The 25,260-nt window shown below is 45.5% G+C and carries 28 protein-coding genes; 20 read left to right on the top strand and 8 right to left on the bottom strand.

The genetic code is table 11. From position 1 onward, the window contains the following. Positions 1 to 3: 3 nt before the first annotated feature. The 3 genes from cydS to MHI48_RS25925 all read left to right on the top strand — a co-directional run bounded on the left by cydS (position 4) and on the right by MHI48_RS25925 (position 3,118). On the top strand, positions 4 to 159 hold the full coding sequence (gene cydS, locus MHI48_RS25935; protein ID WP_165790098.1) for a cytochrome bd oxidase small subunit CydS: 156 nt from the start codon (positions 4 to 6) through the stop codon (positions 157 to 159). Positions 160 to 230: 71 nt separating this feature from the next. Next, entirely contained in the window at positions 231 to 1,277 is a 1,047-nt protein-coding gene (locus MHI48_RS25930; protein WP_076328905.1) for an MBL fold metallo-hydrolase, read from the top strand. Between the two features lie 215 nt (positions 1,278 to 1,492). Then, positions 1,493 to 3,118 carry an ABC-F family ATP-binding cassette domain-containing protein gene (locus tag MHI48_RS25925; RefSeq protein ID WP_036606972.1) on the top strand — a complete coding sequence of 542 codons (1,626 nt, stop codon included), beginning with the start codon at positions 1,493 to 1,495 and terminating at the stop codon, positions 3,116 to 3,118. A gap of 113 nt (positions 3,119 to 3,231) precedes the next feature. Here MHI48_RS25925 and MHI48_RS25920 read toward each other — a convergent pair whose 3' ends face one another. Further along, the gene (locus MHI48_RS25920) at positions 3,232 to 3,420 is read right to left on the bottom strand and encodes a hypothetical protein (protein WP_017692261.1); all 189 of its coding nucleotides are present in this window, start codon (positions 3,418 to 3,420) and stop codon (positions 3,232 to 3,234) included. 290 nt (positions 3,421 to 3,710) lie between these two features. Here MHI48_RS25920 and MHI48_RS25915 point away from each other — a divergent pair, with 290 nt between their 5' ends. After that, positions 3,711 to 4,598, top strand: a complete 888-nt coding sequence (locus MHI48_RS25915; RefSeq protein WP_036606974.1) for a cation diffusion facilitator family transporter — start codon at positions 3,711 to 3,713, stop codon at positions 4,596 to 4,598. A 91-nt stretch (positions 4,599 to 4,689) separates the two neighbouring features. Here MHI48_RS25915 and MHI48_RS25910 read toward each other — a convergent pair whose 3' ends face one another. Beyond that, positions 4,690 to 5,208, bottom strand: coding sequence for a hypothetical protein (locus MHI48_RS25910; RefSeq protein ID WP_143781127.1), 519 nt, complete (start codon positions 5,206 to 5,208; stop codon positions 4,690 to 4,692). Between the two features lie 373 nt (positions 5,209 to 5,581). Then, on the bottom strand, positions 5,582 to 5,746 hold the full coding sequence (locus MHI48_RS25905) for a DUF1328 domain-containing protein (protein WP_017692264.1): 165 nt from the start codon (positions 5,744 to 5,746) through the stop codon (positions 5,582 to 5,584). A gap of 220 nt (positions 5,747 to 5,966) precedes the next feature. Between MHI48_RS25905 and MHI48_RS25900 the strand changes: the two genes are divergently transcribed. From MHI48_RS25900 to MHI48_RS25850, 11 genes are all read left to right on the top strand, one after another. Further along, complete coding sequence (locus MHI48_RS25900) at positions 5,967 to 6,476, top strand: DUF948 domain-containing protein (protein WP_036606976.1); 510 nt, start codon at positions 5,967 to 5,969, stop codon at positions 6,474 to 6,476. Between the two features lie 68 nt (positions 6,477 to 6,544). Beyond that, complete coding sequence (locus MHI48_RS25895) at positions 6,545 to 7,078, top strand: hypothetical protein (RefSeq protein ID WP_076328906.1); 534 nt, start codon at positions 6,545 to 6,547, stop codon at positions 7,076 to 7,078. 94 nt (positions 7,079 to 7,172) lie between these two features. Continuing rightward, positions 7,173 to 7,517, top strand: coding sequence for a general stress protein (locus MHI48_RS25890; RefSeq protein WP_017692267.1), 345 nt, complete (start codon positions 7,173 to 7,175; stop codon positions 7,515 to 7,517). 341 nt (positions 7,518 to 7,858) lie between these two features. Then, entirely contained in the window at positions 7,859 to 9,028 is a 1,170-nt protein-coding gene (locus tag MHI48_RS25885; RefSeq protein WP_036606980.1) for a PP2C family protein-serine/threonine phosphatase, read from the top strand. Next, a complete protein-coding gene (locus tag MHI48_RS25880) occupies positions 9,025 to 12,750 on the top strand; it encodes a response regulator (protein WP_405142185.1) in 3,726 nt (1,241 codons plus the stop codon). Before MHI48_RS25885 ends, MHI48_RS25880 begins: the two co-directional genes overlap by 4 nt. A gap of 86 nt (positions 12,751 to 12,836) precedes the next feature. Further along, the gene (locus MHI48_RS25875) at positions 12,837 to 13,709 is read left to right on the top strand and encodes a protein-glutamate O-methyltransferase CheR (RefSeq protein WP_036606984.1); all 873 of its coding nucleotides are present in this window, start codon (positions 12,837 to 12,839) and stop codon (positions 13,707 to 13,709) included. Positions 13,710 to 13,725: 16 nt separating this feature from the next. Further along, on the top strand, positions 13,726 to 15,402 hold the full coding sequence (locus MHI48_RS25870; RefSeq protein ID WP_076328907.1) for a response regulator: 1,677 nt from the start codon (positions 13,726 to 13,728) through the stop codon (positions 15,400 to 15,402). Between the two features lie 86 nt (positions 15,403 to 15,488). Then, on the top strand, positions 15,489 to 15,827 hold the full coding sequence (locus MHI48_RS25865; protein ID WP_036606989.1) for an STAS domain-containing protein: 339 nt from the start codon (positions 15,489 to 15,491) through the stop codon (positions 15,825 to 15,827). 18 nt (positions 15,828 to 15,845) lie between these two features. Further along, positions 15,846 to 16,298, top strand: coding sequence for an anti-sigma B factor RsbW (rsbW, locus tag MHI48_RS25860; RefSeq protein WP_036606993.1), 453 nt, complete (start codon positions 15,846 to 15,848; stop codon positions 16,296 to 16,298). Next, positions 16,295 to 17,068 carry a sigma-70 family RNA polymerase sigma factor gene (locus MHI48_RS25855; protein ID WP_036606995.1) on the top strand — a complete coding sequence of 258 codons (774 nt, stop codon included), beginning with the start codon at positions 16,295 to 16,297 and terminating at the stop codon, positions 17,066 to 17,068. Before rsbW ends, MHI48_RS25855 begins: the two co-directional genes overlap by 4 nt. A 133-nt stretch (positions 17,069 to 17,201) precedes the next feature. Continuing rightward, the gene (locus MHI48_RS25850) at positions 17,202 to 18,236 is read left to right on the top strand and encodes a magnesium transporter CorA family protein (protein ID WP_076328908.1); all 1,035 of its coding nucleotides are present in this window, start codon (positions 17,202 to 17,204) and stop codon (positions 18,234 to 18,236) included. A 17-nt stretch (positions 18,237 to 18,253) separates the two neighbouring features. On the opposite strand, the gene MHI48_RS25845 is transcribed toward MHI48_RS25850, so the two are convergent. From MHI48_RS25845 to MHI48_RS25830, 4 genes are all read right to left on the bottom strand, one after another. Beyond that, entirely contained in the window at positions 18,254 to 18,619 is a 366-nt protein-coding gene (locus MHI48_RS25845; protein WP_017692276.1) for a DUF5665 domain-containing protein, read from the bottom strand. An 84-nt stretch (positions 18,620 to 18,703) separates the two neighbouring features. Further along, positions 18,704 to 19,111 carry a YtxH domain-containing protein gene (locus MHI48_RS25840; RefSeq protein WP_076319638.1) on the bottom strand — a complete coding sequence of 136 codons (408 nt, stop codon included), beginning with the start codon at positions 19,109 to 19,111 and terminating at the stop codon, positions 18,704 to 18,706. Positions 19,112 to 19,175: 64 nt separating this feature from the next. Beyond that, entirely contained in the window at positions 19,176 to 19,433 is a 258-nt protein-coding gene (locus tag MHI48_RS25835) for a GlsB/YeaQ/YmgE family stress response membrane protein (RefSeq protein WP_017692278.1), read from the bottom strand. Between the two features lie 134 nt (positions 19,434 to 19,567). Next, positions 19,568 to 20,269, bottom strand: a complete 702-nt coding sequence (locus MHI48_RS25830) for a phosphatase PAP2 family protein (RefSeq protein ID WP_076253597.1) — start codon at positions 20,267 to 20,269, stop codon at positions 19,568 to 19,570. A 177-nt stretch (positions 20,270 to 20,446) separates the two neighbouring features. On the opposite strand from MHI48_RS25830, the gene MHI48_RS25825 reads away from it, so the two are divergent. Then, complete coding sequence (locus MHI48_RS25825) at positions 20,447 to 21,466, top strand: asparaginase (RefSeq protein WP_036606999.1); 1,020 nt, start codon at positions 20,447 to 20,449, stop codon at positions 21,464 to 21,466. A 139-nt stretch (positions 21,467 to 21,605) separates the two neighbouring features. Next, positions 21,606 to 22,331 carry a pirin family protein gene (locus MHI48_RS25820; protein WP_076328909.1) on the top strand — a complete coding sequence of 242 codons (726 nt, stop codon included), beginning with the start codon at positions 21,606 to 21,608 and terminating at the stop codon, positions 22,329 to 22,331. Positions 22,332 to 22,428: 97 nt separating this feature from the next. On the opposite strand, the gene MHI48_RS25815 is transcribed toward MHI48_RS25820, so the two are convergent. Continuing rightward, positions 22,429 to 22,653, bottom strand: a complete 225-nt coding sequence (locus tag MHI48_RS25815) for a DUF1128 domain-containing protein (protein ID WP_036607002.1) — start codon at positions 22,651 to 22,653, stop codon at positions 22,429 to 22,431. Positions 22,654 to 22,811: 158 nt separating this feature from the next. Here MHI48_RS25815 and yyaC point away from each other — a divergent pair, with 158 nt between their 5' ends. From yyaC to MHI48_RS25800, 3 genes are all read left to right on the top strand, one after another. Next, entirely contained in the window at positions 22,812 to 23,369 is a 558-nt protein-coding gene (yyaC, locus tag MHI48_RS25810) for a spore protease YyaC (protein ID WP_083677477.1), read from the top strand. Between the two features lie 60 nt (positions 23,370 to 23,429). Beyond that, the gene (locus MHI48_RS25805; RefSeq protein ID WP_036607004.1) at positions 23,430 to 24,221 is read left to right on the top strand and encodes an alpha/beta fold hydrolase; all 792 of its coding nucleotides are present in this window, start codon (positions 23,430 to 23,432) and stop codon (positions 24,219 to 24,221) included. A gap of 271 nt (positions 24,222 to 24,492) precedes the next feature. Next, entirely contained in the window at positions 24,493 to 25,197 is a 705-nt protein-coding gene (locus tag MHI48_RS25800) for a DUF6483 family protein (RefSeq protein ID WP_076328910.1), read from the top strand. Positions 25,198 to 25,260 lie beyond the last annotated feature (63 nt).

The following is a 25,260-nucleotide window of genomic DNA, read 5'->3' as shown; positions in this document are numbered from 1 at the left end:
TTCATGGTCACTACTGAGGGAGTCACGGGAATACCCGGTATAACCGGATTGAGCTTTTTTGAGACATTCACCATTATGTACGCCCCTCCACTGATCATTGCGGCTGCTATTGTCTTTCTGTTTATATATCTGGCCGTATATAAGAACCCAAAGGATTGATTGGTTGGTACGTCCATTCCCGTTTGGGGTAATCTGTTGTTAAGAAATGAGGAAGGGAGGAGGGCCCTTTCATGCCGAAAATCCGTTATAACAATATCGATAATGTAAGTACGGACAAAACGCTGAAGGAATTCAAACAATGGAGGGAGCAACGGCGGAGCAAAGTGAAGGACTACACCTACACCGTGCCCAAACACCCGCCTGAACTGGATTATCTGCATGCCAACCGGGATGACACAAGTATTACCTGGATTGGACACTCCACGTTTTTCATTCAATATTATGGATTGAACATCGTGACTGACCCGGTGTGGGCCGAAAAAATGGGATTTCAACGAAGGCTCGGTGCCCCCGGCATTCCGATTCAGGATATTCCACCGTTGGATGTGATTCTGATATCCCATTCCCACTATGATCATCTGCATCTGGCTTCCTTGCGTAAGCTGATTACAGCCAAGACGTTGCTCATCGTACCCGATGGTCTGAAGCGCAAGATGATTCGCAAAGGATTTCATCGATGCCAGGAGATGAAATGGTGGGATCATATGACACTTGGCGGAGTCAAAATAACTTTTGTTCCTGCACAGCACTGGACGCGCCGAACGTTGTTTGATACCAATACGTCTCATTGGGGCGGTTATGTATTGGAATCGAATCATTCGGCAACGAATTCAGCAGCGGAAAGTGCTGCAACAACGAACAATCAGGATGAATCATCCACGGAATCAGGGAAGGACGAAACATCCAAAACATCCGGCGGTCCGCCTGTGTTGTATTTTGTGGGTGATACAGGTTACTTCCAGGGTTTCAAAACGATTGGAGAACGCTTTGACATTGGGGTTACCCTGATGCCCATCGGTGCCTACGATCCGGAATGGTTCATGACTTCTCAGCATGTGACACCCGAAGAAGCGCTGCAGGGGTTCGTTGAATCCGGTTCACAGCTCATGGTTCCAATGCATTACGGCACATTCAAGCTGGCGGATGATACGCCCAAGGAAGCGCTGGATCGGCTGGAAGTTGAACGTGAACGGCTAGGCATTGGTAAAGAGCGGATTCGAGTGCTTGGTCATGGCGAGACACTCCGCATTCACCACGAGGAAGGTAAACAGGGCTAACAAAAGCGAGCCAAATATGTTAATGTAGGGGTATGCCTGCATGAACAGTACATTTACCAAATCTTTAATAAGTAAAAAGCGGCCAATTTTCGAATTTGCCGCTTTTTTGTGTTATAATATGGTGCCAGAATAGGCATCGGGATATTGAATCCATGATTTACGCAACTTGCTATTCATGCAGTATGCAGATTAACCAATAAAGGATGGTATGCTTAATGATCAGTACAAGCGGCATCACGCTCCGCTACGGAAAACGTGCACTTTTTGAAGATGTAAATATCAAATTCACACCAGGAAACTGTTACGGCCTCATCGGCGCCAACGGAGCCGGCAAATCAACATTCTTGAAAATTTTGTCTGGTGAGATTGAAGCCAACTCGGGAGAGGTGCACATCACCCCGGGCGAACGTATGGCCGTTTTGAAGCAAAACCACTTTGAATATGATGAGTATCCGGTTCTCGAAACGGTAATTATGGGTCATAGTCGTCTGTATTCCATCATGAAAGAGAAGGATGCTTTGTATGCGAAGGCAGACTTCACAGAAGAAGACGGTTTGCGTGCAGGTGAGCTTGAAGGGGAATTCGCTGAGCAAAACGGCTGGGATGCTGAACCAGATGCAGCGGCGCTCCTGATCGGTCTTGGCATTGTTCGTGACATGCATGACAAAAAAATGATAGAGCTGAGCGGAAACGAAAAAGTCCGTGTATTGCTGGCACAAGCGTTGTTTGGCCGTCCAAACAACCTGTTGCTCGATGAGCCTACCAACCACTTGGATCTCGAATCCATTCAATGGCTGGAGAACTTCCTGATGGATTATGAAGGTACCGTTATTGTGGTATCCCATGACCGTCACTTCCTGAACAAGGTATGTACGCATATCGCAGATATTGACTTCGGTAAAATCCAGATGTACGTAGGTAACTATGACTTCTGGTATGAGTCCAGCCAATTGGCACTTGCTCTGCAGCGGGATGCCAACAAGAAAAAAGAAGAGAAGATTAAAGAGCTACAAGCCTTTATTCAACGTTTCTCTGCGAACGCTTCGAAGTCCAAACAGGCGACTTCCCGGAAGAAAACACTCGACAAAATCACATTGGATGACCTTCGTCCATCCAACCGTAAATACCCGTTTATCAACTTCAAGCCTGAACGTGAAGCAGGTAAACAATTGCTGACGGTAGATCGTATTGACAAATCCATCGATGGTGTGAAAATGTTGAATGATGTGAGCTTTGTGGTGAACAAAGGTGACAAAATTGCATTTGTTGGCCCGAACGGAAATGCCAAATCACTGTTATTTGATATTCTCATGGGTGAAACCGAAGCAGATAGCGGCGAATATACTTGGGGTATAACGACGACTCAGGCTTATTTCCCGAAAGACAACTCTCAGTATTTTGACGGTGTAGACATGACTCTCGTGGATTGGCTCCGTCAGTATTCGAAAGATCAGGATGAAACGTATCTGCGTGGATTCTTGGGCCGTATGCTGTTCTCCGGTGAGGAGTCCCAGAAGAAGGCTAGCGTACTCTCCGGGGGGGAGAAGGTTCGTTGTATGCTGGCGAAAATGATGCAGACAGGTGCAAACGCACTGATTCTGGATGAGCCAACGAACCACTTGGATCTTGAATCCATCACAGCACTGAATAACGGTATGATTGACTTTGACGGCACAATGCTGTTTACATCCCATGACCATCAGTTCATCCAAACGATTGCTAACCGGATTATCGAAATTACGCCAACAGGCATCATCGATCGCCAAATGAGCTATGACGAATATCTGGAAAGTGATGAAATCAAAGAACTGCGCAATAAAATGTATCCGGTAGAAGCTTAATCTAAGCATCATCTGCGGCACATGATTATAGGAACACCAAAGAACCGCAAGCCTCTGTGAAGAGGGCTTGCGGTTCTTTTTGTAATTCAATGGTTTCTCGGCGGCTTTAAGACCTAAGATCCACCAGTACGGCGACGTTGGTTGTTAGGCTTTTTGTTGTTTTGACTCTTCATCGCTTTAGGTCCGCCTTCAAAGTAGGCGCTGGATTGGTTACCAGAATTTGCTTGTTCTTTCTTTTGCGCCAGTTTTTGGCGTATAGCATCCTGCAAACTGACCTTTTTCGGTTCGTTATTTTCGCTCATCGTTATTTCCCTCCCGGTCTTACAGTGAGCCGTCCAGATTGGACGGGATGTACCTATTTTATACGTTTTACAAAAGCCCTACAAGGGCAACCTGATAAAATGCTCAAAACCTTTGGTTTTACCCAGGCCAACATTTTTTCTCAATAACTACAGCCCTGCCGTCTGGCAACTTTGTTTCGGCTTGCCTACAGCAATGCAACCTGGCAACACTGTTTCTGTAGACCCACACGCTCCGCATTTGGTAACATGGAAAAACCGTAATACGAAACGTTAAAGGGGTGTCGCCCGGTTTGAACGCTTATGAAGAAATTCGAAAAGGGGAGCGAGGGGCTTGGGTTAGTATCGTAGCCTATCTCGTCTTGTCCGCTTTTAAGCTGATCTGTGGATATTTATTTGCTTCCAGCGCCTTGCTGGCCGATGGTTTTAATAACCTTACGGATATTGTGGCATCCATTGCTGTATTGATCGGGCTTCGGATCTCGCAGAAACCACCTGATTCGGATCATGCCTATGGTCATTTTAGAGCGGAGACGGTTGCTGCTTTGGTAGCTTCATTTATTATGGCTATGGTTGGGCTGCAAGTATTGGTTGAAGCCGTTCGCTCCTGGTATGAAGGAGCCTTTGTTGCTCCAAACCTGTGGGCGGCAGCGGTGGCTGTAGTCTGTGCTGTGGTGATGTTAGGCGTGTACCGTTACAATCACCGTCTGGCAAAACAAATTAATAGTCAGGCTCTGATGGCTGCGGCGAAAGATAATCGTTCCGATGCCTGGGTCAGCATAGGTGCTGCAATTGGAATTATAGGTGCGCAGTTTGGACTTCCATGGCTGGATAAAGTAGCTGCCATTGCTGTAGGTCTGTTGATCTGCAAAACGGCTTGGGAGATTTTTCGGGATTCTACACATCGTCTTACCGATGGATTTGACCAGAAGGAACTGACGGATCTCAGATCCTCCGTAGCACGCGTTCCCGGTGTTGAGATGATCAAGGATGTGAAGGCACGTGTGCACGGCAGTCATGTACTTGTGGATGTAGTCATTGAAGTGGACGGAGGCCTAAGCTTGATTGAAGGCCATCAGATCTGTGACCGTGTTGAAGAGCGGTTGAAGCGATCGCATAACATCATGCATGTACATGTACATGTGGAACCAAAGACGGAAGAAGTCACAAGGAACCCTTGAACAGGGAGTGAACATCTTGGAAAATGAAAAGAGGACAGCCGCGATTGTGCGTGCTGTCCTCTTTACTTATCGTTAGAACGATTATACGATGTTATTGAATGGCAACGTGGATCCACGCTTTGCCTTTCCAAGTGTATACTTGTACCCACTCGCCGCCATCGAATCCATCAACCACTTCACCTGTTGTATCGATGACTTGGGAGCCTAATGCACCGATTGGTTTACCGTTAGGTGCATCATAGAACCAAGTGCGCTCCAGAAGGTTCAGCAACATCGTTGGTGCCAGTACTTCATCACCTGGTTTTACGAGTGGCTCTTCAAACATTTTCTCATCTGTAGTCGTAGCTGGCGTTTCAGTTGTAGTTGAAGTACCTTCTGCACCTGTAGTGTCTACTGTTGTACCTGTTACCGTCTCAGCAGTACCTTCTACTGTTTCTACAGCAGGTTTGTTGACTTCAACAGCTGGAGTTGTTGTGGTCGTTGTCGTTGTTGTAGCCTCAGTTCCTGTTTCCGGATTTACCGTTCCAGTAACCGCTTCCTCCGCACCCGCAGCGGCAGCCATCGAACCCATCAACGTTAAAGCAGCGGCAAAACTTACGATTTTTTTCATTTTGTTTTTCCTCCTCGGTAGGTATGTAAAATGTTGTCCTGATTACAAGTAACCAAGCAAGCACCCTTATGAATCACAAATTATAACAATATTTTCTTGCATTCTCCAGTGTCAACTGGCTCATATGTGGGTATATAGCAAGCCTGTAAATATCATACTTCAGTGGGATAAAACCGGGTTGGCTATCTCAAAAAGGTCCTGTTTTTTTTGGGATTCATACGAGAGCGGATTGGAATAAAGCAGAAGGGAGTGCAATACATAATATAGAAAAGTTGACCTATGCCTGAACGCACAAAAGCCAATCGGCTTGGGAGCACGATCGGCTTTTGTATGTAATCGTTTAGTAAACACTCAGACATATCAGAGCCTGAGGTTATCGCATTCGGCTACGTCCCGTAATCAGGGAGATTACGAACAGTACAACAAAGATGAAGAAGAGTACTTTCGCGATTGAAGCAGCTGCTTCAACAATACCGAAGAATCCAAAAATACCTGCTACCAGTGCAATAATTAGAAATAATACAGACCATTTCAACATAAGTATTCATCCTTTCGTATAATTGATTGTGGAGTGAGTTGTGTTCACCTCACCGCCTTGTGTAGTCTAACTTTAACCGAGTGCTAACCGCTTGAAACATTGGTTTTTTTTCCAAGCGAAGGCATATATGAAGGGATATATAATATTGTTTCGTCCGGGAAATCGCCGGGTAACTATAGCAATAACAAACTGATGCACATATGGAAAGAGAGGTTCTTCTATGATCTATCAAATTAGTGTGGCCCTGATTGCAGTGGCATTTGCAGTACTGGTATTCTTTTTAATTCGTACCTTGAAATCCGCTCAGGGTTCTTTGGACAATGTCTCACAGACATTGCAGGAGGTACAGAAAACCATTGATGAACTTAGTTATGAAGTGAAGCAGACGGTAAGACATGCCAATGATATTACGGTGGATGTACAACACAAAATGAAAAAAATTGATCCTGTTATGGAATCTGTTGAGAATCTGGGAGAAGTGTTGAATGAAGTGACGGCAGCAGCCAAACAAGTCTCCACAACGCTGATGGCGAAATTTCAGACCAAACGTAACAACGCTGAACAGACCAAGCATGCTGAAGCGGTTCATGTAACTGCACCGCCTGCTACATCAACGGATCGTACCCTGCAATCCTATGAAGCTACATATAATGGTGAAGCTAAGGGCGGGAAAAACTGGATGAAGTATGTTGATGTTGCAGCGAACGTATGGCAACGGATGCGCAAGTAACATGACCGCTTTGTAACCCATGAAGAAGCCTTCAGAGCGGTGATGAACCTGATGAAAGGGTGAGAATCATGATGAAACTACTGCTTGTGATGTTTAGCGTAATTTCTCCCTTTTCCGTTCAACCGGCAGCGGTACCCGCTGCTCACGATATGCAATGGACGGTAATGGAAGAGAAGGCGTCAGAGGTAACTCTGGCTGTTGATCGATCCGAGACTTTCCAGCATTTTCGGACTCTGAATGGCATTTCTCTGGATGACACCATGGATGATTTGTTGGCCAATAAGGGCCAGCCGGGGCATAAGCAGGAAGATCCTTATCTGGGATGTCCTGAATATCACTTTCATGATGTGAAGGTTGGCTTGTGTGAAGATACGGATGTCATTCAATATGTGCATATCGATGCATCTGAGAATCACATCATGTTAAACGGAAAGAGAATTGAGATGAATATTGAAGCGATCCATCATGCTCTAGGGAAACCTTATTATGTGGCAGAGGACGGAGAAGTGTTTCTCCGTGGAGACCAGGCTCTGAAGGTATATATGAAGTCAGGATCTCAGCAGATTGAAGGCATTGATCTTTTTGATGACACAGTTTCCTAGGATTGGTTATTACCAAATCGTTTCAAACCCATATAGTATGGTTATATACTAAGTAGCTCGATACAGAAGATTAAATCAGAGGAGAGTGGAAACGATGAATTCAACCAATGAGCAAGCTTATGCAAAAGTGGTAGAAAACGGAGTCCAGGCGGTAGAAGCGGTGAAAGAATTGCAGATTACCGGATACCTTGCTGATCAAATCTTTGTTCTCGCCCATGAGAAGGATCGTACAGATCGAATTGCCGATACAGCAGATGCCAAAGAAATTGGCATAAAGGAAGAAGGCGTATTTGATTCCTTGGCGAATCTGTTCCGCTCACGTGGTGATGAACTCCGGGCCAAAATTGTTTCGATGGGCTTTACCGAAGCCGAAGCGGACTTCTACGAGAGTGAACTCGACAAGGGTAAAGTACTCGTTATTGCTAAAAAGAAAGATTAACTCGATAAGTTGAAGTTTGCTGAACATGGACAAGCTTCTGAATCATTTATGTAAAATGCTTAATCAAAAACATAGATAAGGAATGGGGCTTTCCCCATTCCTTATCTATGTTTTTGCAAGTTTGGAAGCGGGATCAGGGCGCTGCAAAAACAGGGTGAGTCGCGGGGATATTCCCCTACGATGGTGCCATTTACTGATAGAAGTTTTTTGTTTTTACGATTATAGTTATACTAGGAATTATTATGTCTACTGCCGTTTTGTATGCAAAATTTGTATAATCAACGTTTGTTTTAACCTAATAAGAATCGACAAACCCGGACGCCACAGATAAGGAGATATCAATGAGAATACTTATTGTTGACGACAATCCGACGAATGTCATTATCATTCGAGAAATTCTGAAAAAAGAAAACTATCGTGACATTGTAACGGCGAGTTCCGCCATGGAAATGTTTGAAGTGTTAGGAATTGGGGAGGAAAGCAACGAACTTCGTCCAAGACCGTCGGATATTGACCTGATTTTGCTAGATATGATGATGCCTGAGATGGACGGTATCGAAGCCTGCAGTATTGTGCAGAAATTTGAGAATCTGAAGGATATACCGATTATTATGGTGACTGCCATCGGAGACTCCAAGAAACTTGCCGAAGCATTGGATGCTGGTGCATCTGATTATGTGACCAAGCCGATTAATAAAGTCGAACTGATGGCCAGAATTCGACTCGCACTTCGTTTGAAACAGGAGAAGGATTGGCATAAAGAGCGTGATCAACGTATTCAGGATGAGCTCAAGTTGGCAGCGATGGTCCAAAATGCTGTATTAAGTCCGGCAATTAGGGACCCGTTGTTCCAAGTGCATGCCATCTATAAACCATCCTTTGAGCTTGCGGGTGATCTGTATTCTTGGTACCCCCTTGGGGAAGGCCGTTACGGAGTACTGCTGCTCGACATGATGGGACACGGGATATCTTCATCCCTGTTTACCATGTTTATTGCTTCTGTGTTGAAAGATACGGTTACCACTTATGTGGATCCAGAGAAGGTCATTCAGGAGTTGAACCGTCGTTTTAACCAGCTCCATCTGGAAAAACAATTGGTGCAGTATTATTTCACGGCAATTTATCTGGTCGTTGATACACGGATGAAACGTATTGATTATGTTAATGCAGGGCATCCACCTGCTTTATTTTTCCGAAACGACGGCAGTGTCACCACATTTGACAGCGTCTGCTGTCCTGTTGGTTTATTTGACAAGATGGATATTGAACCACAAACGATCCATTATGAGGGTGACGGGCATATTGCACTCTATACGGATGGATTATTGGAAGCTGTTCAGGGCGGGCAGGAAGAACAACATGAATTCCTGATCGAAAAACTGACCGGCTCACATCAGTGGAATGAAGCTGCTATGCAGGCCATGTTTTTTGACGACGAAATTCCCCAAGAGCGGGATGATGATAAATGTCTGGTCTGGATTACTTTGAATAAAGGGGCGGGGGATGAATGAAGATCAGGAATAAACTGCTGATTGGTTTTACCGCTCTGATGGCCATTTTGATCGTGCTCACGTTTGTGAGTTATGAACGGTTAAACAGCAGTAATCAACAGATTGATCAGATGTATCAGGAACGTTATCTCAAAGTAAGGTTCACTTCTGCTGCACGTGGAGAGGTCAATGATATAGCCAAAGTGCTGGCTAACTTGTTATTGAATCCGAACAATTCGATTAATGCTGCTGAGGGTGACCTGAAGGAGATGAAGGATCGGGGGGATGGTTACCTCGCAGAAGTGAGAAACCGGGCAGACAGTGCACCTGAACATCAACTGGTGGATCGTGTGAATACGGCGTGGACCGCTTATACATCTTATGCAACGAGACAGATCAACCTGATGTCCCAAAACCGGGTAGAAGATGCGAATAACTACCGCAATTCAACAGGACTCGCGGTGCAAAAAGAAACTGTGGATAGTTTGAATGCTCTTTCACGTTATCAGGACCAAGAGATTGATGCTGAGATCAAGAACGCTAACGAAGCGTATACGAGAGCAGTACAGATCACGATAAGTATCATGATTGCCGGGTTGTTGCTTGCATTGGGTGTCATTCTGTGGGTGCTGCCGAGTATTACACGGGGTCTGAACACTGTATCTATGATGATTACCAGCTTTGGTAAAGGGCGTTACCGAACCATTCGGCGCATACAGGTCAAATCAACCGATGAGATTGGTCAGATTGCCAGTGTGTTCAAAGATGTATCCAGTGATCTGGAAGAAAAACTGGAGATCGAGAGGGCTTATGTGCAGGCTCAGCAGGATCAAAACTGGATGAGTTCGAACATCGCAAGAGTCCCGGAGCTGCTTCGGGGGATTGGCTCCATTCGCCAAATTTCACAGATGTTTATCAGTGAGTTCACACCTGTGCTTGGTGCTCAGTTGGGTGTCGTCTATCTGATCGATGAGGAGAAACATCCCGACGAACTGAGACGTTACGGTGCATACGCATTTGAAGAGAACGAAGATGTTGGTAAGGAAATGTATCGCATCGGGGAAGGCCTGATTGGTCAAGCCGCGCTGGATATGACACCGATTATTCTGGAAAATACGCCCGAAGATTACGTGCATATTGGTTCAGCTTCAGGCTCAACACGTGCTGCGGGTATCATGATCTATCCTGTCGTGTTTGAAGATGAACTGATTGGTGTAGTTGAAGTGGCTTCCTTTGAAGGTTTCAATGAACTGCACAAGCAGTTATTCACACAACTGATTATGAACCTGGGCGTAATTTTGAACAACGTTCGACGTCGTTTGCGTGTGGAGGAGCTGCTACGTGAATCCCAGGCACTGACTGAGGAACTGCAGGTTCAATCGGAAGAATTGCAGACACAGCAAGAAGAACTTCGTCGTTCCAATGAGAATCTGGAGGAGCAGACAGAGGCGCTTAAACGATCTGAGGAGTTGCTACAGCGTCAGCAGGAAGAACTGGAACATTTTAATACGGAACTCATTGCCAAGACGCGGGCGCTTGAAGAGCAGGTGCGTGAAGTTGAAGAGAAAAATGACGAAATTGAGAAAACGAAGACACAGTTGGAACAGCAAGCTACACAGCTGTCGATGACAAGCAAGTACAAGTCCGAATTTTTAGCGAATATGTCACATGAACTCCGTACACCATTGAACAGTCTGCTCATTTTGTCCCAGTTATTGTCGGAGAACAAGGGTGGTAATCTGACTGACAAGCAGCAGGAATACGCACAAACCATCTACATGTCGGGTGCGGATCTGCTGAAGATGATTGATGAGATTCTGGATCTGTCCAAAGTGGACGCAGGCAAGATGGATATCAATTATGAGACGGTTCGAATGGAAGAACTGACCAGCTTTGTTCAGCAAAACTTTGGACCGATGGCGAATAAAAAAGAGCTGAATTTGAACATCGAGTTCGACAGCGATTTACCGGAATGGGTCTACACCGACAGTCATCGCGTCAAACAGATTTTACGGAATTTGTTGTCGAACGCGTTCAAGTTTACCAATCGTGGTTCGGTCAGTCTGATTGGACGACGGATGAAACCGGAAGAGCTGCCGGGTTACATGAACACGAATCAGGAATATCTCGGATTTAGTGTAAAAGACACCGGCATTGGTATTCCATCGGACAAGACGGATCTGATCTTTGAAGCGTTCCAGCAAGTGGATGGGACAACAAGTCGGAAATACGGCGGAACTGGTCTGGGATTGTCCATTAGCAGGGAACTGGCACGTTTGCTTGGTGGTGCAATACAGGTGGAATCATCGGAGGGCGAAGGTAGCTGCTTTACCTTGTACCTGCCGGATAATCATGAAGAGGAAGCCCTGGCCGAGGAAGGTGCTTCAAAAGAAGCTGCAGTATCTTCAGAGGGGCTGTATGAACAGTCCATGGAAACACGGACCATGCTTTCAAGTCATCAGTCCATTCTCTCTCCTGATCCGGAGCGTAGCGTAGGTACGGACCTTTCTCCTACCCATACGCCTGAAGTAACGCAGATCGAAGATGATCGGGAAAATCTGATGGAAGGTGACAAAATCCTTCTCATTATTGAGGATGACGTGAACTTTGCACATATTTTGATGGATATGGCCAGAGGAAGAGGATTCAAGGCACTTGTTGCCCTGCAAGGGGATAAAGGACTTGAAATGGCACGTCAATATCTCCCGGATGCCATTATTCTGGATATTCAATTGCCGGTTATGGACGGTTGGACCATTCTGGGTGAGCTGAAGAGCAGTTCGGCAACACGCCACATCCCGGTACATGTCATTTCGGTTATTGATGATATGAAGCAAGGTCTGATGATGGGCGCTATCGCGTATCTGAAAAAACCTTCCAGCAAGGATTCACTGGATAAAGCTTTCTCGCATATCAAATCCTATACCGAGAATCAGTTGAAACAATTGTTGATTGTGGAAGATGATGAGATTCAGCGTAAAGCCATTATTGAATTGATTGGTCATGACGATGTGGCAATCACAGCAGTATCCACAGGCAGTGAGGCTTTGAATGAGTTACACACCCAGCGTTATGACTGCATGGTACTGGATCTGATGTTAACGGATATGACCGGATTCGAGTTGCTCGACCAGATTCGGGATGATGAATATCTGAACGATCTGCCGATTATAATTTATACAGGCAAAGAACTGGATTCCAAGGAAGAAATGAAGCTGCGTAAATACGCGGAATCGATCATTATCAAGGATGTGAAGTCACCGGAACGTTTGCTGGATGAAACTACATTGTTCCTACATCGGGTAGAGGCCAATTTGCCGGAAGACAAGCGTCGAATCTTGCAGAAGCTGCACAACAAGGAAACGTTGTTTGAAGGCAAGAAAATATTGCTTGTAGATGACGATATTCGTAATGTATTTGCCCTTTCAAGTGTCCTTGAAGGCTATCGCATGGATGTAACGTTTGCAGAGAACGGCCGTGAGGCTCTGGAGATTCTGGAGAAAAATCCGGAAATTGATCTGGTACTGATGGACATGATGATGCCAGAAATGGACGGTTATGAAGCGATGACACGAATCAGACAGATTCCGCAGTTTGAAAAGTTGCCGATTATCGCGCTTACGGCTAAAGCCATGAAAGAGGATCGAGGCAAGTGTATTGAGGCCGGAGCATCTGATTATGTGAAAAAACCGATCCAGACGGATCAATTATTATCCTTAATGCGCGTATGGCTGTATTCGTAAGTTCATTATTCGTAAGTACATTGTTTGGGTAATGAAAGACAATACGACGAATACGCAAGTAACAAATGAAGAAGTGGAGAGAATTTATGACACCGTGGGAACCTACCGAGACGGGGGCAGATTTGGTCCGTATGCCGCAAGATGAAGAGCGCGAGCTGATCGAGATTGAGTTGCTGTTGGAAGGCATGCACCGTTTATATGGATATGATTTTAGAAACTATGCACTGCCATCCCTGAAACGAAGAATCTGGCATCATGCACATGCCGAAGGTGTTAAGAGCATATCCGGCTTGCAGGAGCGTGTGCTTCATGACCGTTCCGCGTTTGAACGTTTTGTACAGAATTTGTCCATCCCTGTGACGGAAATGTTTCGAGATCCCTCGCTTTTCCGAATGTTTCGGGAACAGATTATTCCTATTCTGAGAACCTATCCGTATATCCGAATATGGCATGCGGGTTGCTCTACGGGAGAGGAAGTCTATTCCATGGCCATCATGTTGCATGAGGAAGGGCTGTATGACAAGGCAAGAATCTACGCAACGGATATGAATGATCGCTCATTGCAGCAGGCCAAAGAAGGCGTCTACGGTATTGAGAAAATGAAACTGTTTACTACAAATTATTTGGAGGCAGGGGGTACCAGAGCCTTCTCCGAGTACTATACAGCGAAATATAATTCGGTGATATTTCATCCTTTTCTAAGGAAGAACATCATATTCGCCGAGCACAATCTGGCAACAGACCGGTCATTTAATGAGTTTAATGTTATCTTTTGCCGCAATGTCATGATTTATTTCAATGATGAATTGCGGAACCATGTGCATGGGCTGTTTCACGAGAGCTTGAGCCACTTTGGTATTCTGGTTCTGGGGTCTAAAGAATCGATACATTTTACAGAGTTCAGTGATACCTATGAGCCATTAGACCGGACCGAAAAAATATACCGGAAGATCAAATAGGGGGTTAGGGTTAGCCATGGGGCTCAATGAACCAATCCATATATTATTGGTAGATGACCGCCCTGAGAACTTGCTTGCTCTTGAAGCAGTTCTGGAATCGGAACAATATAAACTCGTTAAGGCAACTTCTGGAGAAGAGGCACTCCGCTGTCTGCTAAAAGACGAATTTGCGGTTATCGTACTTGATGTACAGATGCCTGGAATGGACGGAATTGAGACAGCAAAGTTAATTAAGGCACGGGACAAGTCCAAGGATGTGCCGATCATATTCATCTCTGCGAATAGCAGAGAGGCTGAGCACTTGTTTGCCGGATATTCGGCCGGGGCCATTGATTACATGGTTAAGCCATTTATTCCTCAGATTTTGAAATCCAAAATCGAGGGCTTTGTGGAGATGTTTATCACCAATAAACGTTTGAAGACACAGACCATGCTTCTTCACCAGAAGACACAGGAACTGGAGAAGATGAACCAACAACTCATTCAGGCCAAGGAAGAAGCAGAAATTGCAGCCAATGCAAAGACTGAGTTCCTGGCAATGATGAGTCATGAGATTCGTACACCGATGAACGGAGTTATCGGTATGGTTGATCTGCTGATGGAAACGGAACTGAGGGAAGATCAGAAGGAATATGCAGACATCGTTCGTCGCAGCGCAGATGCACTTGTCACGGTTATCAATGACATTCTTGATTTTACCAAGATGGAATCAGGCAAAATGGAACTTGAAGAGCATCCTTTTGAACTTGTCTCCTGTATTCGGGAAGTGCTGGGATTGTTTGCTGCAGAAGCAGGCAAAAAGAATCTGGAACTGGATTATTTCCTGGAAGATTCTGTACCTGAATTAATCTATGGGGATATGGCAAGGCTACGTCAGGTTCTCTTGAATCTTATTGCCAATGCAATCAAATTTACAGACCAGGGTGGCGTATATTTGATTGTGTCAGTGAATGAAGAAAAAGAGGGACAAATGGCATTGGAGTTTGCTGTTAAAGACACCGGGATAGGTATCGCTTCAGACAAAGTGGATCGCCTGTTCCAGCCTTTTTCCCAGTTGGATACATCCATGACACGTAAATACGGTGGAACTGGCTTAGGACTGGCAATATGCAAGACTCTGGTTGAAATGATGGGTGGACAGATCTATCTGGATACAACAGAGCAACGGGGAGCGACGTTTGTATTTACAATTCAGGCGAAACGTTATGTAGAAACTGAACTGGTCCAGAGGAACGGGGAAGAGAAACCAACGGATGTGAAAAATGAGAATAAATATCCTACGGTATTAATTGTGGATGATCATCCGATCAACCAGAAGTTGATGGCGATTATGCTTGGTAAGCTGGGGTTGCTCTCAGACATTGCTGAAGATGGACAGAGCGCACTCGATATGGTAAACGGCAGCCGTTATCCCTATGACTATGTGTTTATGGATCTGCAGATGCCTGTGATGGACGGTTTGGAATGTACACGGCGGATTCGAGAGAGTCTGTCCCAGTCTAATCAGCCAATCATTATAGCCATGACTGCTAACGTAATGGAAGGTATTCAGCAGCGCTGTATTGCTGCCGGCATGGATGATTATATTAGTAAACCGGTGAAAATGGGCAATGTAAAACAGAAAATAGCCCAGTTTCAGAAACAACGACAAATGTTAGAACCAGGCCCTTCAGCCATGAATCAGGCCAATTGAAACATTTTCCAAACTTCTTTCTGATTCACTCATGCTGAAGTTGGGTTATTAGGTAAGGAAACCATTGATCAGGAGAGAGATGTCTAATGAATACAAATAAAAATGAAAAATTCAATGCAAGAACTGAAACTCAGGACGGCGTGTGCACGGTGTATCTGACTGGCGAACTGGATTTGTCGGTTGCTCCTGACTTCCGCTTGGTGATGGAGCCGCTCGTGGATAACAAGGAACAGGATCTTGTGATTAACATGAAAGAATTGAAGTATATCGATAGTACAGGGATTGGTATCCTGTTATCTGTTCTGAAGGCCAGACATGGAATGGAAGCTCGCTTTGAAGTACAGGAAGTTCCTGCGCAGATTCAGAAACTTTTTGACATGACGGGCATCGCCAAATTCTTTGTCACACAGAAGAATTCCCAATAGGAAAGGATCGAAAAAGGAATGAATGCAGAAGTTCAAAGAGTCACCCTTAATTTACCTGCGACAGCTGATTACGTTGATATTGTAAGACTCAATCTCTATGGAGTAGCATCCAAAATGGGATTTTCCTACGAAGACATTGAGGATATGAAAGTTGCTGTATCCGAGGCCTGTAACAACTCTGTATTGTATGCCTACTCACACGAAGGCGGCATGGTTGAAGTTGTATTCGAAGTGGATGGCGAAACATTGTCCATTATTGTCAAGGACGAAGGTGCCAGCTTCGAGAACATGAACCCTGCTGTGTCACGTGCCGGTCTACACGACAAAGAACTGACGGAAGCACAGATTGGCGGACTTGGGTTCTACCTGATGCAAGCCTTGATGGATGATGTCAGTGTGGAAAGTGAGACGGGCAAAGGTACGAAAGTAGTACTCGTAAAACGTCTTGCAAGAAGTGAGGAGAAAGTATGAATGAAAAAGTGACTCCCCCAGAGTCCATGTCTGAAGCTATAGGTTTGATCTGGGAATACCAGCAGACCCTAGATAATGAAATTGCAACAGTTCTCATCCGTAAATATGAACCAATGGTCAAGATGGCAGCAGGTAAAATCGCTCGGAATCGCCCCGATCTATACGAAGACTTGTATCAGACCGGGCAGATGGCTTTGATTCGTTTGCTTAAGCAATACGATATCAACCTGGGTATTCCGTTTGAACCTTATGCCATGAAGAGCATGATCGGTCATATGAAGAACTACTTGCGTGATAAATCCTGGTATATTCAGGTGCCCCGGAGGATTAAGGAAAAGGGAGCCCTTGTGCAACATGCCATTGATGAGTTAACCGTTAAGCTGGAGCGCTCACCCGGTGTGAACGAAATTGCTGAATACCTTGATCTGACTGCAGAAGAGACAATTGAAGTTCTGGCTGGTCGGGAATGTTACCACTATGTATCACTGGATTCTCCTTTATCTCAGGATGACAGTGCAGCAACATTGGGAGAACTGATCAGTGCAGATGTGAATGACTATGATTCGGTCGAAAAACGGATGGACTTGCAACAGGCATTGGGACAATTGAAGGAACAAGAACAGCAGGTACTTATTCTAGCATTCCAGGATGGCCAATCTCAGCGGGCAATTGCCCAAAAGCTTGGTGTTTCACAGATGAGTGTATCTCGGATTCAGAAGCGAGCTACAGAGAAACTGAAACAGATCATGTCTAATGCTTCAATGTTATGACAAATGGAACCCTAATGTTGTTGAGTACGGCATAAAGAAGGACACGTCAATGCGCTGAAATGCATACGTGTCCTTTTTGGGATCAAAAAGATATGGGTATGCAATGAAGAACATGAGTGCAGGAGTGGATAAAGTGATTGTGAACCAAATCAAGTTGGAAGCTCGCCGTGACAAGTTATCTTGCTCGGACCATTGGCAATGGTGGGATTGGGTTGCGCCGCCTGACACCGATAGCATGAAGGATGCGTTGGAGGAGCTGACAGAGGCGTTTCCGGATATGCGGTATTGGCTTCATAAGATTCCGGAAGTGGAATCAAATTATTTGTCCGTCCGTTTCATGAATGGTACAGAACCAGTCATATTTGGTTCATTGTTGTATGCGGTCAAAAATGAGAGAGATGACAAACGTCAAGATAATCAGATGTTTTTCTATGTCGATCGCAATAACCTGGTTACCTTGAATATGGATGACAATACACGAGGCATTATGAAGACGGATGAACGTGCCCATATGTTACAGCAATGTAGTGAAGCCAGGGACGGGATGTTTGTACTTTTTCGAGCTATACTGCATTACTACCATGTGGGGATGGATCATTTTGAGATGAACCTGCGTGAACTGGAACGGAAGATGGAATCCCGCAATGCCCGAACTTTAATGGACCAGATTTTGGCCGCCCGATTTGAACTGTTATACTGGAGCAATCTGTTTATCCCCTACTCGGAACTGATGGCCGCTGCCCATGAGGCTTATCTCAGTGAAATCAACGAAAATCGATATTTCCAGCAGCTCCAACATCGAGTAGAGCGAATGGAACGTTTGTTTAGTCACTACGAGAAAGAGATCGATACGTTAATATCTATTGATAATGCCATCTCAGGGGTTCGTGGGAATGAGATTATGAAGACGCTAACCATAGTTACCGCTGTGTTCATACCTGCCACGGCAGCTGGCGCGATATGGGGGATGAACTTTGAGAACCTGCCCTTTATCGACAAATCATGGGGAGTTGTACTGGTCCTTGTCGTCATTATTTTAAGCATGATCAGCATGTATGTATGGCTGATGATGAAAGGCTGGACAGGAGATCTGCTCAAAGTGAAGTCTTCCCAGCCTTCAGCTGAAGAGACAGAGAAAAAAGGAGCAACTGAAACGCGTAGGGGATAGCCTTTTGGCTAGTCCTCTTAGTTTTTGTAATCTTCAATATAACCAAGCAAGTCAGCGATATATTGGCCCACAATCGGCATATTCACGAATTGGCTGAGAATGAATGCCAGCAAACCGAGAACAACAAAGGTACCCACAGTCAGACCAAGACCTCGTGCCATGCCCGCTGTGAAATTGGTAATAATCCGCTTTTTGGGACTGCTGTAATTCTCAATAATATCCTTGATCTGTGCTCTCTCCAGACTGTCCGCAATCTGGTCCAGACGGGTGTTTAATCGCTTTACCTCATGACGCAATTCAAAAGGATGCTCGCTTGTATCATACTGCTGTGCCGGTGTTCCTCCCGTAATTGGAGTGTTACCATTAATTGTAACTTTACTCATATTATTCGTCCTCCTCAACTCGCTTTGGATAAAAAATAGCCAGCTGAAGTGCAGCTGGCTATTGGTCTCTCGATCTGTATCGCCTTACAGGCTGGTCGAGTTAAGTTCTTTACGTGCATCTTCCTTCGCTTCAACGGAAGCGGCAGCCACTTCATCAGATGCACGGGATGCTTCGTTAGCCACATCAGCGGACGCTTTTCTCACAGAGTCCATTACATCATTACGGCCTTGATTTACCGTTTTTGCAATGTCTGAAGTTTTGGAAGAGACCGTTTTAGCCAGTTCAGAGGCTTTGTCACTTACAACAGTTGCCACTTCTTTGGTGCGGTCAGTAACGATGCCCACTTTCTCGGAAAGGTCACCACGCAATTCACGTCCCGGTTTAGGCGCAAAGAGTAGTGCTGCTGCAGCTCCCAGCAAACCCCCGATGAAAATACCTTTTGCAAAAGTCGAACCCGTCTGTACAGGATATTGCTCTTCTGCTTTATTCATGTCTAATCACTCCTTCTTCAATTTAAGAAACAAATACGAAACAACGAACACCTTGTTGCCCGAATCAGGCAGCCTGTCTTAGCAGTCTGGACACAAGCCCCAGCAAGAAAACAAAGAGCGCTGTACCAATGATGGCAGGGATAATGGCAAAGTTACCGATAACTGGTCCCCAGTTACCAAGCAAAAGTGCTCCCAGCCAGGCTCCGGCAAATCCGGCAATCATTGCACCGATTATGCCTCCAGGCATGTTGTGACCGGCAAGTGCATCTCCGATCAAACCGATGATGACAGCCATCACAATGCTGATAATGATGCCCCACATAACAACCGCCTCCTTTAAACTTGATGTAGGATGTTGTCTGTTCGCGTTTGCTTACTTCGTATATAAACCCCGTGCAACCCTGTGAAACAATAAAGATGAGGAGGAATGAACTGGAAATTAGAGGAATTCATTCTTTAGCGGCTTTGTTTAATGCCTTTAACCATGCAGAAGATCCATGCCAATCCAGCAGTAAATCCAGTAAATACATCCGTAGGATAATGAACGCCCAACATGATCCGGCTGAGGCCAATCAAGAAAATAAAACTAATACCACCTAGAACAGGAAGCCACACACCGGAAGAGTTATGTCGCTGTCTTTCAATGGCCCAGATTACAAAGAGCATGCCGTAGAAGCCCATGGAGATCATGGCATGTCCGCTGGGAAAGCTGTACCCGTGAACGACCAGCAGATGATCCAGTTCAGGTCTGCTTCGTCTGAAAAATTCCTTCAATAACGTGTTCAGAATCCACATCATGGCAAAACTTCCCGTGAGCGCATATCCATATACAACAAACCTTGGACTGCGTTGAATGAAGAAAAGAAGAGCAAAACCTCCTGCAGCCACAGCAGAGATTTTGAATGAGCCCAGTGCGGTTATGAATGCAGTGTAAGGGAATAGATGAAGACGTGAATCTGAATTCAGATAAAATAATTGCTGAATTTGATCATCCAGACGAATAATAACATCAGCACCCAACCAGGCACCCAGACCTGCCAGGATAAATACGACCGATGCGCTGAGGGCCAGGCCAGCCATACCCCAGTTGAGGAGTGGACGTAATAACGTACCGGAATTTGAACTGAATGAGGCTGGTGAATACGTTTTGCGCGGCATAATGAGTTTCTCCTTCAGTTATTGTAGTAGATGAACATAGATGATAAAGCTATACCCGAAATGCCTGTCGAAAAAACTGTAAAAACGTCGCTTTTGTACTATACTATTTAAGATATCCCATGCGGCGTCATGACGCAAAGCAGAGATGAAATCGGGAGCACAAAGGAGAGAACTCGCATGGAGAGTGCCTTGTTAATTAAAGAATACCGTGCAGGCGTTATGGAATGCGCCCATTACGGACACATAAGTATTACGGATGAGTATGGCCGAATCGTATACTCGGCTGGTGACCCTCATTTTAGAGCGTTCACTCGCTCATCTGCCAAACCTTTTCAAGCCATTCCGGGTATTCGAGCAGGAATTGCCAGTCACTATGGCCTATCGGCACAGGAGATTGCCATTATGTCCTCTTCGCATCGTTCGGAACCGGAACACATTCGGGTGCTGGAGCAGTTATCTGGTAAGATCGGATTGGGAGAAGAATGCCTGATCTGTGCACCAAGTTATCCGCTTAATGAAGAAAGCCGTAATCAATGGTTACGTGGACAAGGAGAGAAACGGCGCATCTTGCACAACTGCTCCGGAAAACATCTGGGAATTCTGGGGTACAGTCAGATGAAGCAGGTTGATTTGGGCAGTTATGCTGAACCGGATCATCCGGTACAACGAGAAATTCTTGAAACCTTTGCCGACCTGGCAGGTATTGAAGAAAAAGAGATTAAGCTTGGGACGGATGGCTGCGGCTTTCCGGTATTTTCTTTGCCGTTGTCGGCATTATCGAACGCTTATCTGAAGCTCGCTTGTCCAGATCTTATCGCTGACCCTTCCACAAGAACAGCTGTAGAGACCATAACATCAGCTATGAATGAACATCCGTTGATGGTTGGTGGCACGGAGCGTGTAGATTCAGTGCTGCTGGAAGACAATAACATTGTAGCGAAGGGTGGATTCAAGGGGGTATTCGGTTTTGGTCTGAAAAAAGAAAGACTGGGAATCACCTTCAAGGTGCTTGATGGTTCTGAGGAAGAGTGGGCCTTCATTACCCAATCCATCCTGAAACAGATTGGTTATTCCAATGAAAGAACCATTGCACGATTGGCTGAAGTGTTCCCTTCGGACATCCGAAATGATGCGGGTACCCTTGTAGGTCATGCAGATAGTGAGTTCATTCTCCACTCACTTGAAGATAGCGTATAACCTTAAGAAGGGGCGTGATTAGAGTTGCCGGACCCCGGGTAAAGATGACATACCAACTGGTATTCATCTATACAATTCATATACACGCATGGACTGCCGCGGTAATGTGGCAGCTCTAAACCCTCGGAGGTGGATGAACATGATTAAAGTGGTGACATCGGAAGAAAGGCACACGTCGGATCGAGGTTGGATACACAGTGAATTCAGCTTTTCGTTTGCGGATTATGATGATCCAAGCAACGCCCATTTTGGCTGTCTGTTGGCTCATAATGAAAACACGCTGATGCCGCAAGAAGGCTTTAAGAAACATCCACATCATGATCTTGAACTTGTCAGTTATGTCATATCAGGTACACTCAAACATACGGATAGTATGGGAACAGAACAATTGCTTGAACCGGGAGCGGTCCAGGTGATGAGTGCGGGTACGGGAGTGGAACACTCCGAGACCAATCCGTCAGCGGATGAACCGGTACGTTTCCTCCAGATGTGGTTTTTGCCATCGGAGCGTATGCTGAAACCTTCCTATACGAATCGGAGAATAGAGCCGCAGGAGCATTTGAATCGTCTATGTCCGATTGTATCCGGGCAAGGGGGCGAGGGAAGCGAAGGCGCATTGCCTATTTCCCAGGATGTAACCTGTTATCTGTCCCATTTGGAGTCCGGGAAAAAGTTGATGTACCCGCAACACGAAGATCGACGGACACATCTTTTCCTGATCAGTGGACATGTGGAGATTCATTGTTCGGATGGTAACTTCAACCTCAAGCCGGGGGATGCCGCACGAATTCGCAAAAGCTGTGATCTGCAAATCACGAGCACAGACAGTGAACCTGCCGAATTTGTTTTGGTTGACCTGCCTTAAGGATGGGATGTATTCCGTAAAAGATAGTCTGGAAATATAAACATGTGGAAAAAGGACCTGTTCCCACGGTGATGTGGAAACAGGTCCTTTTTTTTGCTTAGGATTTACGAAGATTACCCAGTTCCGAAGCGACAGCTTCCACTTCAGAGATACTGAGATGTTCCTTGCTCAAAATCATTTCATACAGGTCAAACAGATCTTCATATTTCTCAAGTGGGAATGAAGAAGCTTGCATGGCGGCACCGCTTGCCATACGAAGTTTGGTTTTGATCGCTTCAATCATATATTCCATATTGGCTGCTGTTGCTTGTGATAAATCCATCGTTAAGTTCATCCCTTCCGTATCGGAAACTCTTGTTATTGTATCATGATTGGAAGCGCTCAGGCTAATGCTTTTGCGAGGAAACCAAGCATCGGTTACAATGATGGATACAACAACAGGATTTAACGGAAACCTGAGTGTACTGGAGGGAATACAGCTTGGCAGCGTATAAGCGAGAAATGGTTCGCCATCAAGGAAGGGAAGTCCACAAAGGCGTGCCTGCAGAGAATCTGGTCTTATTTTTCAAAAACATCATTCAACTTCATTCTCCAGCTGAAATCACGTTTGTCTGCATCGGTACTGATCGTTCCACCGGGGATGCTCTGGGTCCACTGTCAGGAAGTTTACTGCAAGAGAGCGGAATGGAGAACGTGATTGGCACGCTGTCTTCCCCTTGTGATGCAGATACGCTGGAAAAGAAATTGGCACTTATTCCTGCACACCATGCCATCATAGCGATTGATGCATGTCTGGGTCCAAAGCAGGCGGTAGGTACATACTATCTCTCGAATAACCCACTCATTCCGGCCCAATCGGTCGGAGGCAAGCTACCCCCTGTTGGACAATACAGTGTAGCAGCTGTGGTTAATGCGAATGGACCAAGGCCCTATTCCATTTTGCAGATGACCTCGCTTCACTTGGTTATGGGGATGTCCCGAACGATTGCAGATGCCGCAATTGAAGCATGGAAATGGAGACAAACGTTTCATTCATGATATGTAGGCTTAATAATATACAACCTGAATTATTTAATTCGCGCAGAGAGAGGGATTCATATGGAAAAAGTGATGTGTGATGGAACGACGATTTGTTATGCCGAACAAGGTAAGGGAGAAGCACTCATTTTGCTCCACGGATACTGTGGCAGTTCATCGTATTGGGATGAGGTCGTACCTGAACTGGCACGCAGCTATCGCTGTATCGTACCTGATCTGCGTGGACACGGAAAAACAGATGCACCTGTAGGAAGTTATACCATCGAACAGATGGGCAACGATGTATTACAGTTGATGGATGAGTTGAATGTGGAAAAAGCGGTCCTTCTGGGACACTCGATGGGGGGATACATTGCGCTCTCGATTGCACAACGTCACCCGGAGCGTTTGAATGCATTTGGTCTGATTCATTCGACAGCCTATCCGGACAGTGAAGAAGCCAAGGAAAAACGCCTTCGTGCTGTATCCACCATTCAGACCGAAGGTATCGTGAATTTTGTAGATGGACTGGTTCCCGGACTGTTTGCACCGGAACATGTGGAATCGTTATCTAAGCATGTAACACGTGTGAAGGAAATTGGATACCAGACTGCTCCTCAAGGTGCTGTTGGTGCTGCACTTGCTATGCGAGAACGCCCGGATCGCCGCGATGTGTTATCGGCTACACCTTTACCTGTATTGCTGGTTGCAGGAGAGAAGGATGCTGTTATCCCGCCAGAACGTACATTTACAAGTGACAAGCCACATATCGTGCAAGCCGTGATTGCGGGTGCAGGTCATATGAGCATGTATGAAGCTCCTGAAGAGTTAATTCAGGTCATTAAACAATTTATGGCTGGATTATCGAAGTAATTGATGAAGTGATTAATGTTGATATCTTTAGAATATAGTTTGGTTTCTGGATGATTCAACCTCTTGTGGAGGAGGAGTAACCAGTTCCATTTCAACCGAGCCCCTGCCACGTCCCTTTGGGATAGGCGGGGGCTTGGTGTGTTCATGTCCAGAGCAAAGACACGTGTGTCTTGTTTTTGGCTTTTTGTGATGGCATGAATTAAAATAAATATAAAGGAACGATATGAGGGCGATTGAATGTATAGGGTCGAATGATGAGGGGGCATACAGCATGTTCAGAAAAGATTATCTGCTCCGCATGATGGAGGAAATGACTGAAGCAATAGGCAAAGTGTTCACGCTCAAACAGCAGCGTAAGCACACCGAGGCATTGTCTGAACTGGATGAGTTGATGCGCAGGCAGTTTGGGTTGAACTTATCTCTACTGAACTCATTGCCAGCAGAGGATGTTATTGAAATGTTCCGTTTTCGCGGAATAATTGAGGTAGATAATCTGCAGCAAGCCGCGAGGCTGATTGAAGAAGAAGCTTACATCTATCAAGAGAAGGCCAAAGTGGAAGGCATAGATGATCAGGAGAGAATGGACGCAGAGGATGACGCCCTCATTCGATTGATGAGATCACTTCATTTTTACCTGTATGCATTGAATCATGGCGCTAATCCCAAGTTGTTGGACGCACCGGAACGGGTGGAGGGTGTGTTGGGGCTTACGAAAGAATATGAACTCCCTGCTCGAACCGAAAGACAGCTTGCCCTTTATCGTGAACAACAAGGGCGTTATGACCAGGCAGAGAACAGTTGGTACAGGCTGCTACAGCTTGGTGCTGAATTCCCGGTGAGCTACCGATATGATGTACAGGCGTTCTATGGAAGGTTGAGCCCACTCACGGATGAACAACTGGAGCAGGGCGGTCTGCCACGGAACGAAGTTGAAGAGGGACTAGCTGAACTAAGTCGTAAAGAGATGAACTCATAAAATATGGATTGGATCAAGGCCTGTTACATGCCTTTACTTGGAGAGGGAACGGAATTGTGGTAT

The organism is Paenibacillus sp. FSL H7-0942 (assembly GCF_045040715.1).
Taxonomy (GTDB): domain Bacteria; phylum Bacillota; class Bacilli; order Paenibacillales; family Paenibacillaceae; genus Paenibacillus; species Paenibacillus amylolyticus.
Note: the sequence above shows the minus strand (reverse complement) of the source record. Positions and strands in the feature narration are given on the sequence as shown.

Bases quoted from the DNA above. Each gene is read 5' to 3' on its own strand.
- cydS (WP_165790098.1), top strand. From the start codon at position 4: ATGGTCACTACTGAGGGAGTCACGGGAATACCCGGTATAACCGGATTG.
- MHI48_RS25930 (WP_076328905.1), top strand. From the start codon at position 231: ATGCCGAAAATCCGTTATAACAATATCGATAATGTAAGTACGGACAAA.
- MHI48_RS25925 (WP_036606972.1), top strand. From the start codon at position 1,493: ATGATCAGTACAAGCGGCATCACGCTCCGCTACGGAAAACGTGCACTT.
- MHI48_RS25920 (WP_017692261.1), bottom strand. From the start codon at position 3,420: ATGAGCGAAAATAACGAACCGAAAAAGGTCAGTTTGCAGGATGCTATA.
- MHI48_RS25910 (WP_143781127.1), bottom strand. From the start codon at position 5,208: ATGAAAAAAATCGTAAGTTTTGCCGCTGCTTTAACGTTGATGGGTTCG.
- MHI48_RS25905 (WP_017692264.1), bottom strand. From the start codon at position 5,746: ATGTTGAAATGGTCTGTATTATTTCTAATTATTGCACTGGTAGCAGGT.
- MHI48_RS25900 (WP_036606976.1), top strand. From the start codon at position 5,967: ATGATCTATCAAATTAGTGTGGCCCTGATTGCAGTGGCATTTGCAGTA.
- MHI48_RS25895 (WP_076328906.1), top strand. From the start codon at position 6,545: ATGATGAAACTACTGCTTGTGATGTTTAGCGTAATTTCTCCCTTTTCC.
- MHI48_RS25890 (WP_017692267.1), top strand. From the start codon at position 7,173: ATGAATTCAACCAATGAGCAAGCTTATGCAAAAGTGGTAGAAAACGGA.
- MHI48_RS25885 (WP_036606980.1), top strand. From the start codon at position 7,859: ATGAGAATACTTATTGTTGACGACAATCCGACGAATGTCATTATCATT.
- MHI48_RS25880 (WP_405142185.1), top strand. From the start codon at position 9,025: ATGAAGATCAGGAATAAACTGCTGATTGGTTTTACCGCTCTGATGGCC.
- MHI48_RS25875 (WP_036606984.1), top strand. From the start codon at position 12,837: ATGACACCGTGGGAACCTACCGAGACGGGGGCAGATTTGGTCCGTATG.
- MHI48_RS25870 (WP_076328907.1), top strand. From the start codon at position 13,726: ATGGGGCTCAATGAACCAATCCATATATTATTGGTAGATGACCGCCCT.
- MHI48_RS25865 (WP_036606989.1), top strand. From the start codon at position 15,489: ATGAATACAAATAAAAATGAAAAATTCAATGCAAGAACTGAAACTCAG.
- rsbW (WP_036606993.1), top strand. From the start codon at position 15,846: ATGAATGCAGAAGTTCAAAGAGTCACCCTTAATTTACCTGCGACAGCT.
- MHI48_RS25855 (WP_036606995.1), top strand. From the start codon at position 16,295: ATGAATGAAAAAGTGACTCCCCCAGAGTCCATGTCTGAAGCTATAGGT.
- MHI48_RS25845 (WP_017692276.1), bottom strand. From the start codon at position 18,619: ATGAGTAAAGTTACAATTAATGGTAACACTCCAATTACGGGAGGAACA.
- MHI48_RS25840 (WP_076319638.1), bottom strand. From the start codon at position 19,111: ATGAATAAAGCAGAAGAGCAATATCCTGTACAGACGGGTTCGACTTTT.
- MHI48_RS25835 (WP_017692278.1), bottom strand. From the start codon at position 19,433: ATGTGGGGCATCATTATCAGCATTGTGATGGCTGTCATCATCGGTTTG.
- MHI48_RS25830 (WP_076253597.1), bottom strand. From the start codon at position 20,269: ATGCCGCGCAAAACGTATTCACCAGCCTCATTCAGTTCAAATTCCGGT.
- MHI48_RS25825 (WP_036606999.1), top strand. From the start codon at position 20,447: ATGGAGAGTGCCTTGTTAATTAAAGAATACCGTGCAGGCGTTATGGAA.
- MHI48_RS25820 (WP_076328909.1), top strand. From the start codon at position 21,606: ATGATTAAAGTGGTGACATCGGAAGAAAGGCACACGTCGGATCGAGGT.
- MHI48_RS25815 (WP_036607002.1), bottom strand. From the start codon at position 22,653: ATGGATTTATCACAAGCAACAGCAGCCAATATGGAATATATGATTGAA.
- MHI48_RS25805 (WP_036607004.1), top strand. From the start codon at position 23,430: ATGGAAAAAGTGATGTGTGATGGAACGACGATTTGTTATGCCGAACAA.
- MHI48_RS25800 (WP_076328910.1), top strand. From the start codon at position 24,493: ATGTTCAGAAAAGATTATCTGCTCCGCATGATGGAGGAAATGACTGAA.